The organism is Streptomyces sp. NPDC001108 (assembly GCF_053598535.1).
Genome location: NZ_JBSFKL010000002.1, coordinates 493490 through 507214 on the forward strand (window position 1 = coordinate 493490; position 13725 = coordinate 507214).

At 69.4% G+C, this 13725-nt stretch carries 14 protein-coding genes and 1 pseudogene; 9 read left to right on the forward strand and 6 right to left on the reverse strand.

The window, feature by feature from the left end; genetic code table 11:
• Positions 1 to 166: 166 nt before the first annotated feature.
• From ACWC97_RS07010 to ACWC97_RS07020, 3 genes are all read left to right on the forward strand, one after another.
• Positions 167 to 2176 (forward strand): hypothetical protein, encoded by a 2010-nt coding sequence (locus tag ACWC97_RS07010; RefSeq protein WP_352273370.1) that lies wholly within the window; start codon positions 167 to 169, stop codon positions 2174 to 2176.
• Between the two features lie 71 nt (positions 2177 to 2247).
• Complete coding sequence (locus ACWC97_RS07015; RefSeq protein WP_352273622.1) at positions 2248 to 2841, forward strand: hypothetical protein; 594 nt, start codon at positions 2248 to 2250, stop codon at positions 2839 to 2841.
• Positions 2842 to 2916: 75 nt separating this feature from the next.
• Complete coding sequence (locus tag ACWC97_RS07020) at positions 2917 to 3366, forward strand: DUF3592 domain-containing protein (protein ID WP_450647867.1); 450 nt, start codon at positions 2917 to 2919, stop codon at positions 3364 to 3366.
• Positions 3367 to 3391: 25 nt separating this feature from the next.
• Here ACWC97_RS07020 and ACWC97_RS07025 read toward each other — a convergent pair whose 3' ends face one another.
• The 3 genes from ACWC97_RS07025 to ACWC97_RS07035 form a co-directional block, all read right to left on the reverse strand.
• Positions 3392 to 4120 (reverse strand): hypothetical protein, encoded by a 729-nt coding sequence (locus tag ACWC97_RS07025; RefSeq protein ID WP_352273372.1) that lies wholly within the window; start codon positions 4118 to 4120, stop codon positions 3392 to 3394.
• Positions 4121 to 4170: 50 nt separating this feature from the next.
• Complete coding sequence (locus ACWC97_RS07030) at positions 4171 to 6525, reverse strand: Tox-REase-5 domain-containing protein (RefSeq protein ID WP_450647869.1); 2355 nt, start codon at positions 6523 to 6525, stop codon at positions 4171 to 4173.
• Between the two features lie 175 nt (positions 6526 to 6700).
• Positions 6701 to 7294 (reverse strand): hypothetical protein, encoded by a 594-nt coding sequence (locus tag ACWC97_RS07035; RefSeq protein WP_352273374.1) that lies wholly within the window; start codon positions 7292 to 7294, stop codon positions 6701 to 6703.
• Positions 7295 to 7592: 298 nt separating this feature from the next.
• Between ACWC97_RS07035 and ACWC97_RS07040 the strand changes: the two genes are divergently transcribed.
• Positions 7593 to 8096: a DinB family protein gene (locus ACWC97_RS07040; protein ID WP_450647871.1), complete on the forward strand. Its 504-nt coding sequence runs from the start codon at positions 7593 to 7595 to the stop codon at positions 8094 to 8096.
• A 49-nt stretch (positions 8097 to 8145) separates the two neighbouring features.
• Here ACWC97_RS07040 and ACWC97_RS07045 read toward each other — a convergent pair whose 3' ends face one another.
• Complete coding sequence (locus tag ACWC97_RS07045) at positions 8146 to 9015, reverse strand: LLM class F420-dependent oxidoreductase (protein WP_450647873.1); 870 nt, start codon at positions 9013 to 9015, stop codon at positions 8146 to 8148.
• A gap of 305 nt (positions 9016 to 9320) precedes the next feature.
• On the opposite strand from ACWC97_RS07045, the gene ACWC97_RS07050 reads away from it, so the two are divergent.
• From ACWC97_RS07050 to ACWC97_RS07065, 4 genes are all read left to right on the forward strand, one after another.
• Positions 9321 to 9893, forward strand: a complete 573-nt coding sequence (locus ACWC97_RS07050; RefSeq protein ID WP_352273377.1) for a dihydrofolate reductase family protein — start codon at positions 9321 to 9323, stop codon at positions 9891 to 9893.
• A 170-nt stretch (positions 9894 to 10063) separates the two neighbouring features.
• Positions 10064 to 10399 (forward strand): hypothetical protein, encoded by a 336-nt coding sequence (locus tag ACWC97_RS07055; protein ID WP_450647876.1) that lies wholly within the window; start codon positions 10064 to 10066, stop codon positions 10397 to 10399.
• Positions 10400 to 10616: 217 nt separating this feature from the next.
• A complete protein-coding gene (locus tag ACWC97_RS07060) occupies positions 10617 to 11120 on the forward strand; it encodes a hypothetical protein (RefSeq protein WP_352273379.1) in 504 nt (167 codons plus the stop codon).
• A gap of 92 nt (positions 11121 to 11212) precedes the next feature.
• Positions 11213 to 11512 carry a hypothetical protein gene (locus ACWC97_RS07065; protein ID WP_450647878.1) on the forward strand — a complete coding sequence of 100 codons (300 nt, stop codon included), beginning with the start codon at positions 11213 to 11215 and terminating at the stop codon, positions 11510 to 11512.
• A 164-nt stretch (positions 11513 to 11676) separates the two neighbouring features.
• On the opposite strand, the gene ACWC97_RS07070 is transcribed toward ACWC97_RS07065, so the two are convergent.
• Positions 11677 to 12009, reverse strand: coding sequence for a helix-turn-helix domain-containing protein (locus ACWC97_RS07070; RefSeq protein WP_450647880.1), 333 nt, complete (start codon positions 12007 to 12009; stop codon positions 11677 to 11679).
• 547 nt (positions 12010 to 12556) lie between these two features.
• Here ACWC97_RS07070 and ACWC97_RS07075 point away from each other — a divergent pair.
• Positions 12557 to 12715 (forward strand): annotated as a pseudogene (locus tag ACWC97_RS07075) (dihydrofolate reductase family protein); the annotation flags it as partial.
• An 89-nt stretch (positions 12716 to 12804) separates the two neighbouring features.
• On the opposite strand, the gene ACWC97_RS07080 reads toward ACWC97_RS07075, so the two are convergent.
• Positions 12805 to 13689, reverse strand: coding sequence for a DUF6528 family protein (locus tag ACWC97_RS07080; protein ID WP_352273382.1), 885 nt, complete (start codon positions 13687 to 13689; stop codon positions 12805 to 12807).
• Between the last annotated feature and the right edge of the window lie 36 nt (positions 13690 to 13725).

Here is a 13725-nt window from a genome sequence, read left to right on the forward strand (position 1 = left end):
CCGCCCTCGGCGGGAGGGGCGGGGCATCGCGCGTTGGGCCCGACTTTGGGGCCAAGGGCCCAGGTCACCCGGCTCGTACACCCGTACGCTCACGGCCACGCCCGCATCCCGAACCGCGGGCTCACGCAGGGCAAGCAGGGCGAGCGGGCGTCGGAGAGGAAGAGCCGTGACTGGTGGCGGGGGCTGGGGAAGTGGAGGCCGGGGCCATATACCTCCCGGGAGCCGGGGCGGTGGTTCCGGCGGGAGCAGCGGGACGTTCTTCGCGCTGACCCGTAGCTGGGCCGCCGGGGCGCTGGTCTACATCGCCGCCGGGTATCTGCTCTCGCGCGGGCTCGTCGAGCTGCTGGCCTCGGACGAGCGGCTCGCCGGCTTCGGCTGGCGGCTGGCCCTGCTGCACGTTCCCAACGTCATCACCACCCTGGTCACGGTCCTGGCCGCCGCCCGGGTGCTGCCCGCGGAGTACCGCGAATCGCGCGTGGTGGCGCTCGGCGCCGCGCTCACCGTGCCGGTGGCCGCGCTGGTCTACGGACTCGCCGTCTCCTGGCACCTGGTGGGCATCGAGGGCACCCTGATGCCGATCGTCTCGCTGGTGACCGGCGCGGCCGCGGGCCTGGCCGTCGACCGGCTCCTGGAGGACCGCGGCGAGGAGGACGCGCCCACCCCGTACCAGCCGTACTCCTGGCGGGACGGCGGGGCCACCGCCATGGAGTACCTCGGCGTGATCGTCCTGGTCGTCACGTTGATCGGCGCGATGTCGATGGCGGGCGTCGGCGGACAGATCGGCGAGCGCATCCGCTGCGCCATCAACGCGATGGGCGGCGGCGGGGGTTCCTGCTCCACCGGCGGCGGCAACGGCACGGACACCACCGCGAAGCCGAAGACGGACGCCGACTACGAACCCAAGATGTGCCAGGTCTCCAGCGTTTCCGACACCGTCGGCGGCAAGGTGAAGATCGGCTGGTTCGAGTGGGGCAACGAGTACGGCTTCCAGCAGAAGGTCAGCCAGGCCAACACCGACATCAACGGCGACGGCAAGGTCGACGAGAACGACAAGCTGGTCTACATGACGTTCACCGACGCCGCCTCGGCCGGGGCCACCGCCTCCACCCCCGGCGTCAAGCTCGGCAAGCTGGGCAAGGCGGACGTCGACGTCGGCGGCGGCATCAAGATCACCAACGGTGACACCTGGGTCTTCAAGAGCGAGGAAGAAGCCAAGAAGATGCGGGACGACATCGAGGAAATGAAGATGTGGGAGACCTCCACCAAGTACAGCGGTGGCTACGGCGGTGGCTGGTACTCCGGCATGAAGTGGGCCGACAAGAAGAAGGACGTCGAGAAGAAGATCGGCGACAAGAAGATCTCGTACTCGACGATCGGCCTCAACGCCTACGCGGACGGCGGACTCTCCATCAACGCGGGCGACGACACCAAGCTCGGCGCGAAGCTCGGCGGCAAGGCGAAGTTCTCCCCCGAGGTGACCATCACCAAGGACGACGTGAACGGCAACGAGTCGTACACGTACACCGCCAAGCTCGAACTGGAGGGCAAGGTCAGCGGCACCGCCGGCCCGTTCGGCGGCACGGCCGGCGCGAAGGACACCCGGACCGGGGCGGTCACCGTCACCCGCGACCAGAAGACCGGGAAGATCGTCCGTATCGACATGACCCAGACCCTCGAAGGCACCTCGACGTCGGACAAGGGCGACATCAGCGGCGACAACGGCAAGAAGGACGGCGACAAGCGGGGCGGCAAGGTCAGCGGCACCGACTCCTCCGGCGAGACCGGCATCCAGGTCAAGACGAACTCGATCGTCTTCGGCAAGGACACCGACGCGGACACCGAGGCCAAGCGGGCCATCGCCGAGCAGTGGCTGGACGGCTCCGGCAACAACACCGCGCCCTTCGAGTACCTCTTCGGCGACCACAACATGGAGAACAAGCCGGCCGGGAACGACCCGTTCGACCAGCTGATGTTCCAGGACGGTCTGTCGAGCACGATGAAGTACACCGGCCAGACGGACGCCCAGGAGTTCGGCTTCGAGGTCTCGCTCGGCATGAGCCTCGGGTTCTCGATCTCCGACGAGCACAAGAAGGAGACCCTGAACGACGCGCAGTTCCTCGGGGCTCCGCAGGGCGACAAGCGCTCCTATCTCCCGTACAGCTACTGCGCGAAGTAGCGGTACGGAAGGATGGCCGCGGAGCACACCGACCGCGGCCGGCACACAGGTACGACGAAGAGGCGATGGCGATGACGATGGCGATGACGACACGGAAGATCCACCGGGCGATCGGCACGACCGTTGCCGCCGCCGTCGGCCTCGCCCTGCTCTCCGGGTGCGGCAGCGACTCCGCCGCCCTCCCGGAGGGCTGGGGCAAGCTCGACACCAAGAGCCTCTCCGTCGGCTACCCCGGCAACCAGGGCTACAAGGAGCAGCCCGAGGCCGAACTGGCGAAGGGCAACGCGGCCGTCGCGCTGAAGGAGGAGAGCGGGCTGCGCACCGGCATGGTCTCGGTGCAGCTCGACTTCGCCACCGGGGTCGACGACGCGGGCGAGGCCGCGGCCGCGGCGGGCGCCGGCATCGGGGTCGGCGCCACCCGCAAGGCCACCCAGGAGATCCGGCTCACGGGCCCCGAGAGCGCCCGCGACGCCCGCCGGATCGACTACGAGTTCACCTCCAACGGCGAGCAGCGGACCCCCGCCGACGGCACCCGGATGACCGGGGTCGTGGTGGCGGGCGTCGATTCGAAGAAGGTGCCGTTCGCGGTGCGGATCAACGCCGTCAAGGGCACCCTGAGCGCGAAGGACCTCGACGCCTTCGTCGACTCCATCACCGTCAAGTAGCGGAAACGGCCGGTACGGTCGGGTGATCGACCCGGCCGTACCGGCCGTTTCCTGAAGGAGCGGGGGAGCTCGTCCATGCAGGTCCTGCCCGGTGGCACGGCCACCTTCCTGCTGCTGTTCGGCCTCTTCCTCGGGGCGTTCGCGATCCGCTCGGCCCTGCGGCTCAACCGGGTACTGGCGCTGCTGCGCCGCGGCGAGCGCGCCGAGGGGCGGTGCGCCGAGCGGCGCACGGTGGACCGGGGGCCGGGCACGGAACGCGGCTACGCCACCGAGTACGTCTTCACCTTCCGCACCCGCGACGGCCGCGACATCGAGTTCACCGACCACGCCCCGGGCCCGTTCGGCTTCGAGGTCGGGGCCCCGGTGCGGGTCAGCTACGACCCGGCCGACCCGGGACGGCGGGCCACGGTGGCCGGTCCGGGGGCGTGGGGGCCGGTGCTGATGCCCGCGCTGTTCACCGTGGTGCTCGGGGTGTTCGCGATCGGTCTGCTGGCCGGTTTCGCGGCCATGCGGGGCTGGCTCTAGGACATGTCCGGCCCCGCCCCGGTCGTCAGTAGCGGTCCCGGTCGAACGGCGTCGGGAGCTTCTCCAGCGCCCCGGCCGCCCGCAGCCGCTCGTTCGCCTCGATGACCGTGTCGATCTCCGGGGCCTTCGTGCCGCCGTACGTGAGGTCGACGACCAGCCCGCCGTCGGCGGTGCGGACGTACGCCCCGGGCAGGTCCTCGGGGGCGCGGGCCGCGCGGCCGGCCGAGAGGAAGACGGCGCGGCCGCACCGGGGGGCGCTGTTCTCCAGGTCGAACCGCTCGGTCACCGCCGCGTCCACGGCCTTGTCGTACACCTGCCCGGCGTCGATCTCCCACTGCTCCGCGAGGACGCGCAGGATCTCGGGGGTCCGCCGGATCACTTCGGCGGTCTCGTCGACCTCGCGCGACCGGAAGACGAGGGAGACGGAGTGCGGCGCGTACCGCGACGTGCCGCCCGCGTGGGTCGTCAGGGACACGTACGCCGCCTTGGGGTTCCGCGCCCACGACGACGACGTGTAGCCGACCACGTCGAGGTCGGGGCCCGTGTTCCGCCGCTCGATGTACTCCGCCAGCGCGGGGGCCGAGGGCTCCAGCAGGGGGTCGGACGGGAGGTCGTCACCGGCCTCGTGCCATACGTCGAAGGTCTGGGCGTCGACGTCCTTGAGGGCGGCGAGCGTGCCGGACCAGCGTTCAGCGACGCTCCGCACGGACTCCGCGCGGGGGCCCCAGAGACCGTTGACGACGACGTACAGCACGAGACTCTCTCCTCGGATTCGGGTCCTGCGCTCCGCTGCCCGGCCGACGCTCAGCCGCCGACCAGGTCATCGGGGGTGTGGATGACCTTAACGTCGATGCCCTGCTCCTTGAACATCTCACGCGCGGCCTCGGCGACATCCGGGTCGGAGAGGTGCCACTCGACCGGCCGGCCGCGCGCCGCGTCGACCTGCCGCCTCGCCTGGGCGGACCACCGCTCGGTGATCTTCGGGGTGAGCTTTCCGGTGTCGGCGTTGTAGAAGTCCGGGTTCTTGTACCCGTACTTCGCCTCCAGGTAGGTGCCGCGCGCGGAGTCCCAGCCGTCGAAGTCGACCGGCTTGCCGGTGAGCTTGTCGAGCGGTACCTCGTACTCCTTGCCCCGTCCCACCTTGGAGATCTGCTCCTGGTAGCGGGCGCCCATCTCCGTCGCGTAGCTGAAGACGCCCGGCTTGATCTCCGCCCAGGACCCGTCGCCGGCGTCCTTGGCCCCGGCCGGCGGGTCCTTCAGGTCGTCGTACCAGGCGGGCTTCGGCTGGGCCTGGGCCCGCTCCAGCCCCTGCCTGCGCTTGGCCGCGGCGGCGGCCTTCTTCGCCTCGTCGGCCTGCTTCTGGGCCTCGTCGGCGGCGGCCTTCTTCTCCGGGTCGACGTCGCCGCACTTCTCCAGGAAGAAGCCGACGGGCACGGAGGCGGGCGGCGCGGCCAGGACGGCGGTGCCGGTGCCGGACGCGCCGACGGCGGGGCCGGAGCCGTACGGGACGCGCAGGCGGCCGCCGATGCCGACGGTGCAGCCCTTGAGCCCGGCCTTCTCGGCGGCGTCGTCGGCGTGCTGCTGCGCTTCCTTGGCGGCCTTCTCGGCGGCGGCGACGTCGCCCGCCTTGGCGGCCTTCTTCGCCTTGTTCGCGGCCTCGCCGGCCTTCTCGGCGAACTCGCCGAGCTTGCCGAGTTTCCCGAGCTTGCCCAGCTTTCCGAGCTTCCCGACGAGCTTGCCCTCGCCGTAGCCGGGGATGAACAGCGAGCCGATGTTCCACAGGCCGGTGCCGATCGCCTGGCCCTCGTCGCCCCGGTTCCACATGTCCCGGACGTCGTCACCGATGAACACGTCGTCGAGGACCTTGACGCCCGTGGAGCCGGACGCCTTCGTCCAGTCCCAGAGCGCGCCGAGGTAGTCGCCCTTGTCCCACTTGCCGCCAGCGTCCTTGGAGTCCTCGCTCCACTTGTCGCCGAGGCTCTTGCCGTACTCCTTCAGGCCGTCCCACGCCTTGATGGGGTGCAGGACCGTGTCGATGGTGCCGGTGATGTCGCCCCACAGGCCGTCGCCGACCAGCCCCTTGAAGAAGCCGCCGGTCTGGTGGGCGGCGCAGGAGAAGAAGGCGCCGACGCCCGAGGTGCAGCTCTCGCCGGGCTGGTCGTCGCCGTTGGCGGTGCCGCTGTCGTCCTGGTCGTCGCCGCCGTCCGGTTCGCCGGAGGTGTCGACGTCGTCGCCGCCGTCGTCGGTCTGGACGGCGGTGTCGCCGCCGGAGCCACCGGAGGAACCGGTGCTGGCCGAGGAGCCGGAGGAGCCGGTGGTTCCGTCGGTTCCCTCGGTTCCCGAGGAACCGGAGCCGCCGGTGGTGCTGGTGCTTCCGGAGTCGCCCGTGCTGCCGGTGCTGCCGGTGCCGCCCGAGGTGCTGGTGCCTCCGGCCGTGTCGGCGCCTCCGGCGGAGTCCGCCCCGCCGCTGGCGCTGCCGTGTCCCGCCTCCACGTTCCCGCTGCCGGGCGCCGGGCAGGCGCTTCCGGTGAGGCGGCAGATCGCGTCCTGCATCCCGCCGGTGATCTGGGCGCCGATCCCGGTGACGACCAGCCCCCCGATGAGGGCGACGACCACCAGGACCATGCCCAGGTACTCCATCGCGGTCTGGCCCTCGTCGTCCCGCCGCCACCTGATCATGCGCGCGAGGCTGAACCGCCTGTGCGCCGCCCGCTGTCCGAGGGGGAGGTCGAACCACTCACGGGCGCTCGCCCGGAACAGCAGGACGAGGACCACGACCGGGATCACCAGCTGGGTGACCCCGCGCGCACCGCCGCCCCCGAGGGTCGCCAGGGCGCCCAGGGCGAGCCAGACGTGCACGGCCAGCAGCCCGCGCCGTACCCAGGCCCCGCCGGTGCGCACGTACAGCGAGAGCACGAAGCCCACCGCGCTCGGCAGCGCCGCGTACAGCAGCAGCCCGAGCAGCTCGCCGTCGATCCCGTCGAGCTCCGACGCGACCACCAGCACACCGATGCCGCCGAGGGCCGCGACGGCGAACAGGAGCCGTACGAGGATCAGTACCGCCTGCAGGGGGCGCGGCAGGGACCGCCTGCCGTACCCGCCCGTGACGACCCCGCCGCCCGCGCCGGCGCCCCCGCCCGCGAACGCTATTCCACTCATGCCAGACACGACAGGTCCCCCAGCTTGCCGGTGAGAGGCCAGAGTTCAGCCAGTTCACGCATCCGACCACACCGGCACCCTTCGGGGCATGGGCCTCAGGGCCCAATGCAAGGCTCAAAATCACTGATTGCACCCTGCACGGACCTGAAGGGGCGGAACCGGGCGCCCGCCGCCGCTAGCGGACGGGCACCTCGCTGCCGAACAGCATCCACGGCGACTGGTCGTACGAGGCCACCCCGGCCAACTGCGGCTGGGTCGCGGCGATCTCGTGCCGCACCGCCAGAGTGTCGGGCCAACTGTCGAAGTACGTCGTGCCGTTGATGACGACACCGCTCCAGTCCGTGGCCGCCGAGGCGCCCTCGCGGTCGACGACGAAGCCGATGCAGAGCACCGAAGCCCGCCCGATCGCCTCGCGGATCGCCCGCGCGGCCACCTCCTGCTCGTCCCGGGTGAGCCCGCCGAAGCCGAACTCCAGCGCCACCACCCCGTCCCGCATCCGGCGGACCCGGGCGGGCACCCCGGCGCCGCTCTCCACCCACAGCAGGAAGTCGACGCTGTCGAGCCGCTGGAGGCCGGCCAGGAGGACGAGCTGTTCCCTGGTCACCCACGACGGGAGGCCGCGCGGTCCGGGCCCCGGGCCGAGGAGGGTGACCCGTCTGGTGACCGGATGGCCGAGCCGCAGCCCCGCCGCGTCGAGATCACCGAAGAGGCACTCGGAGTCCGGGCGGCTCCAGCCGAGATGGTAGGAGTAGAAGAAACCGTCACTCATCGACACATCACCCCATGAAGAATCAGGTGGGCGTGCAGTTCAGGTGCGCGCGGGCATGCCGGACGGGCGCGTGTTCCGGCGCCTGTCGAGGGGGCTCGCAGTTGGTCGGCACGAGCCTAGCCAGGCGCGATCTCCCGGGCGTGGGCCCACGGACCCAGGCCAGGACCCCAAGGGGAACCCACCGCCCCGCCCGCCCGCGCTCCCCCGCCCACACTCCTCCGCCCTCCGGCCCCGGCACCTGGCGACGGCCGCCGAATCCGGTGGACAACCCGTGCCCCCTCGCGGATCGTGTACGCCGATGACACGCACCGACACGCCTCCCGCCCGGGACGAGCGCACCCAGCTGGCCACCTTCCTCGACTACGCGCGCGACACCGCCCGCGCCAAATGCGAGGGAATCTCGCCGGAGAACGCCCGCCGCGCCCCGCTGCCCGGCTCCCCCCTGATGACCGTCGCGGGGCTGATCAACCATCTGAGCTGGGTCGAGTACCACTGGTTCGAGGTGGTCTTCCTCGGCGGCGAGGACGAGGGGCCGTGGACGGAGGAGGACCCCGACCGCGAGATGCGCATCGCGCTGGACATGCCGCTCGACGACGTACTGGCGCTGTACGCCGAACGCACCGCCCGCTACCGGGAACTGGTCGCCTCTAACGACCTGGACGCACTCGCCGCCCGGCCGCGCGGCGACGGCCGCCACCCCGACCTGCGCTGGATCGTCCTGCACCTGATCGAGGAGACCGCCCGGCACAACGGCCACCTCGACCTGATCCGGGAGATCGTCGACGGCACCACCGGCGTGTAGCCGCCGGCACCGTCCCCGCCGTTCCCGCCGCCCCGCAAGCCCCCGCCGGTCACCCGATCGCGGCGACGGCGGGGGCGAGGTGCTCGGCGACCTGGCGGGTGAAGCTCACCGGGTTCCGGTCGGGCAGCAGCTGGATCTCGGTGACGCCCAGCTCCGCGTAGGCGCGGGCGTCGTCGAGGAAGGCGGCCGGGCGGTCCAGCACCGGGCCGTTGTACAGCACGGTCTTGGTGACGGCGTCATAGTCGCGCCCCTCGGCGACGCAGTGGGCGCGCAGCACGTCGAGCTTGTGGGCGACCTCGTCCCGGCCGGTGGCGAAGAGGTTGCAGGCGTCGGCGTACCGGGCGACCAGGCGCAGCGTCTTCCGCTCGCCCCCACCGCCGATCATGATCGGCGGGTGGCCGCCGATCGGCTCGGGCACACAGAGCGTCTCGGCCAGCCGGTAGTGCCGGCCCCGGAACGGCCCGTTGTCGTCGCTCCACATCTGGAGGCAGATCCGGAGCGTCTCCTCCAGCCGCTCGAAGCGTTCGGCGACGGGGACGACCGGGACGCCGAGCCCGTACTGCTCCCGCTCGTACCAGGAGGCGCCGATGCCCAGCCGGGCCCGGCCGCCGGAGAGCACGTCGAGGCTGGTGACGATCTTCGCGAGCAGGCCGGGGTGCCGGTACATCACTCCGGTGACGAGCAGGCCGAGGGACATCCGCTGGGTCACCGCGGCCACGTAGCCGAGCGTGGTGTAGCCCTCCAGCATGGGTTCGTCGGCGACGCTGTGCCCGGTCTCCATCTGGAAGTAGTGGTCCATGACGCTGAACGACGCGAATCCGGCCTCCTCGGCGACCCGGGCCGTCTCGGCGAGGGTGGGCGCGATGAGCGCGGGGTCGGCCGGTGCCGAGTAGTTCCAGTAGTGCAGGCCGAGCTTCATGGTCCGTCTCCGTCCACGCCTCCGTCCGCCGCCACCCCGGGCCGTACGTCAGCCGTACGCGGTCGGCTGTCACGCTATGCGCGGTGGCGGGGTGGCGGCATTCCGGGCGGGGCAGACGGGTGACCGCGGCGCACCACCGGCCTCCCTCGACGACCAACTCCCCACGACGGCAGCATGCTTGGCGAAACCGGCACCCGGCGGACGGGTCGCGCGACGAGGCACCGATGAGTTTCCGCGTGCCCGGCGGTCGTACCGGGTGAGAGATCATCGGCGTACCACTGCCACGGACACGGGAGACCCCGGACATGCGCACCCTGATCAGCACCGCCTTCATCTCGCTCGACGGCGTCGTGGAGGCGCCCGGCGGCGAGCCCGGCTACCGGAACTCGGGATGGACCTTCAAGGACATCGCCTTCGTGCCGGAGGCCTTCGAGATCAAGGGCCGCGAGCAGAAGGAGGCCGCCGCGATGATGCTGGGCCGGACCAGCTACGAGGCGTTCAGCGCGGTATGGCCGGACATGCCGGAGTTCGCCGACTACAAGACGATGCCGAAGTACGTCGTCTCCACCACCCTCACCGAGGACGACCTGGTGGACAACTGGGGCGAGACCACGATCCTGCGCTCGCTCGACGAGGTCGCCGCGCTGAAGGAGACCGAGGGCGGCCCGATCATCCTCCACGGCAGCGCCTCCCTCAACCGCGCCCTCTCCGACGCCGGCCTCATCGACCGCTACCACCTGCTGGTCTTCCCCCTCCTGCTCGGCGCGGGCAAGCGCCTGTTCAGCACCACGGACAAGGACGCCCAGAAGTTGCGGCTCGTCGAGCACGAGGCCTACTCCAACGGCCTCCAGAAGAACGTCTTCGACGTCGTCCGCTAGACACCGGGGCGGGAGCAGGTTCCATCAGCGAGCACCATGCCAACTACCTTGCCACGCTTCAACCTTGACGCCAATCCAGACGTCTGTCGTGATGAACGCACCCTTGTGCGCGAGGAGCGGCACACGGGCCCACGGCAGACGACCGCGGATCACAGGAGGGCGGGACACCCATGGAACGGACCCAGCCGAGACCCGAGCACACTGCGCGGGGAGAGAAGAGCACCACCGAGGCGTTCTACGAGGCCATGTGGGGCTCCCCGATCCCCTTCGCCGTCCTTTCGGTCCTGTTGTACGTCAAGGCGGACAACGACGACTGGCCCTTCGGCAGACAAGCGGCATGGTGGCTCGGTCTGGGTGGCTGGGTTCCGCTCGTCCTGATGGGCGTGTGGGCGGTCGCCGGGCGGAAGAAGCCGAAGCGGTCGACCGCCGTCGCCTCCGCCGTACTGCTGGTGGCGGCCTGCGCGCTCCAGTTCACGCTCAACGGGTCGGCGGCCCCTTGGCGCTGACCGCCCCCAAGCCGTCGCGACCGGCTGCGAGGCCGGAAGACACCACCACCACCAGCACGACCCGACAGGAGTAGCACTTTCAGGTTTTACACATAAGTCGGATGCCCGAAGATTCAATAGAATAAGCGATCCCCCTCTCGCGAGGATGCATGCAGCGGTAATCGCAATCGAGACGAACCGCTGAATCAATTTCGCGCAGAGATTTGGGGGACGTTCCATGAATCGCAAGCTCCGCATAACAGCTGCTTCGGTGGTCGCCGCAGTCACTCTCGGCCTCGCCGCGCCGGCGGCCAATGCTGCGACCCATCGGGCATCCGAGCCTGTCGCGGCCGCCCGGACCGTCCAGTTCGTCCAGGCAGACAGCACCGCTCAGGCTCGGACACTGGTGGCCGCGCTGAGGTCCGAAGGCATCAATGCCGGCACGGTGGGCCAGGGCTCCACCGTCATGGTTCAGGGCGACATCTCCACCAAGGGCGCCTCCTCCCTGGTCCTGAAGGCATGGAAGCTCCTCAAGGGAGTTCCGGGCGCCGTCAAGTGGTCGGTGAAGGTGGCCAAGAAGGCCTACTCGCTGGGAAAGACCAAGGGTGTCGCATACCTCAAGAAGCAGGTCTCCGGGCTCTCTTCCTGGAGCCCCACAAAGTGGGTGTGGAAGACCATCATCGGATTCTCCAACGCCAGCACCCTCTGGGAGATCATCAAGTACATCATCAATCACGCGTGATGCGCTGAGGTGATCGACTGTCCCCTGCTGCCGTGCAGCAGGGGACAGCGCCCGTTCCGAGGAGAAACACATGGAACGCAAAAGAGGGTGAAATGATCAATAATCCCGAACTAGCGGAAACCGGACCGGAGAAACCACCTCCGTACATCTACGTGCTTCCTGTCCTGATGCTCAGCGGGGGGCTGGCAGGAATCTGGCAGTCCAGCACCTGGTGGGCCGTGCTGCTCTCCGGCGCCATCATGCTCGCCGGATTGAACAGCTCCCTCAATCTCGCACACGCGGAAGTCAAGGCACACAAAGCAGGCCTCACCCGGAGCACGCTCCGCCCGGTCCTGCTTTTCGCCTACGCCGCAATAGCCGTAGTCGCCGCGGCCACTTCTTTCATCGTCTGACCGACCATACGGGATCACCCCGAACTCGGTATACCCGAACCCGGTGCGGGCCGAATGCAATGCACCCGGCCCGCACCGGTCAACCGCACGCAGCGGGGGCACCTCGGGATGCCTCCTCCTATGGGAACCAGGACGATGTCACTCCGGATCAGTTGCCATGCCCCTCATCGCACAACAAAGGAAAGACTGTGCCGGAGGATCACGCGATGGTACGCGAAGGAGAAAATGGCCACCTCCGTCCGGGACCGGACCCCGATTTTCTTCATGATGCTGGTCAGGTGGGCCTTCACGGTCCGTTCGGCTATGCCTAACGCACGGCCAATTTCACGGTTAGACGCGGCGCGCGAGAGCATAAGCAGCACATCCACTTCACGCGGCGTCAGGTCAGCGACGGCGTCGAGCTCCCCTTGCACCGCCGGCCGCACATGCCGCCCGGACTCCACATCACCCTGCCCATCGCGCCCCTCCCCTGCGTCATGAGAGATCTCCTTCAACACACTCCGCCTTCCCCCAACGAAATTCGTGCCCACACCTTGAAGGCCCTTCACTTTTGATGAACTCACCTCTCGGACCACACTCCGGGAAACCTGGTGATCACCCGGAAGGCAGAACGAGAAGAGACCTCGCGCCTCACTGGGATCCAATACCGACGATCGTGACTTCGTCGGCCCGCCGAGGCCCGGACGCTCCGTGCGCAACCGGCGATCCAGCACTCCGCCGACACCGAAGCGCGCAGCCCCAGGCCGTCCACCCCCTCCCGGGCACGTTGCGCAACACTCCGAAGAGGCACGCCCATCAGCGATACACAACGCTTGCTGTTGCAACTTGAGCAAAGGTACAAGCAAAGCTTCCACTCATCAAGGATGTTACAAGAACTGCATGAATTAGCCGACAAATACACGCGAAAGGCTCGCTGGGGCCTTACCGCGAGGAGCGAAATGTGTAGCAGCTAATGCAAATGAATGCGTAGCGCTCGACGGTGTCGACCAACCTCGGTCCACACCAAGCCACCGTCGAGCACTCCGTGGCGGCAGGCCTTTCCCTCTCATCGACCACTACCACCTGCTGGTCTTCCCCCTCCTGCTCGGCGCGGGCAAGCGCCTGTTCAGCACCACGGACAAGGACGCCCAGAAGTTGCGGCTCGTCGAGCACGAGGCCTACTCCAACGGCCTCCAGAAGAACGAATTCGACGTCGTCCGCTGAGAGATGAGACCCGGGAAGGGCCGTGGGACGGCGCGAGGGGTGTCACCGGGTCCGGCCCGGCGACACCCCTCGCGGCCCTTGGGGACGGCTCAGTGGAACTGGGTCGTGTAGAGGCGGGCCTTGTAGATCTCGGCTCCCGGCCGGGTGCGGTCGCCGCCCTCGGAGAAGTGGACCGTGGGGCCGCCCCAGCGCGAGTCGTCCGGGTCGGGGTCGGTGGTCCACATCGCCTGGCCGGAGGAGTGGCGTACGTAGGACTTCGGGTAGGCCAGGGAGATGGTCTTCGTGATCTTCCGGGTCTTCTTGTCCAACCAGTACACGTGGTGGCTGTCGCTGACCAGGAGCGTGCCGGGGCGGGAGTAGTCGGGCTGGATGTCGTGGCCGTTCCCGGCGATGGTGAGGTCGGGCCCGTACTTCACCAGGCGGGCGTTGCGCATCGTGCCGTTGACCCGGTAGGTGCGGACGACCTTGCCGCCCGTGACCCACAGAAGGTTGTTCTGGTCGTCCCACAGGACCGCGTGCGCCTTGGTGAAGGAGAGCGTCTGGATCTCCTTCAGGGACGCCAGGTCGCTGCTGGAGGGACCGAAGACGTGCAGCCGGTCCCGGGAGCCCGCGACGACGACGGTTCCGGCGTTGGGCACGCGCTCGATGCTGTGCGGGTAGGTGGTGATGCGGGCCGACCACAGGAGGTCCGCGCGGGTGAGGTGGGCGTCGCCGGTGACGTTGACGATGCCGGCGCGGCCCTCGCCGGGCTTGCCGAACGTCATGAGGGCGATGGCCCCGTAGCGCTTGGTGTCGCGGAAGCGGATCTCGAAGGGGTGGTCCCAGCCGGGGGCGTTGCCCGTGCTGAAGCTCCACTTCACGTGGGCGTCGGTGAACTGGGCGGTGCGCTCGAAGACGAGGATCTGGCCCTTGTGCTGCTCGGTGACGGCCACCTTGTAGCCGGTCGAGGCGGTCGCCGCGGTGGATGTGTCCATGTGTCTCTCCTGGCTGACGTCGACGGTCGGGGCGGG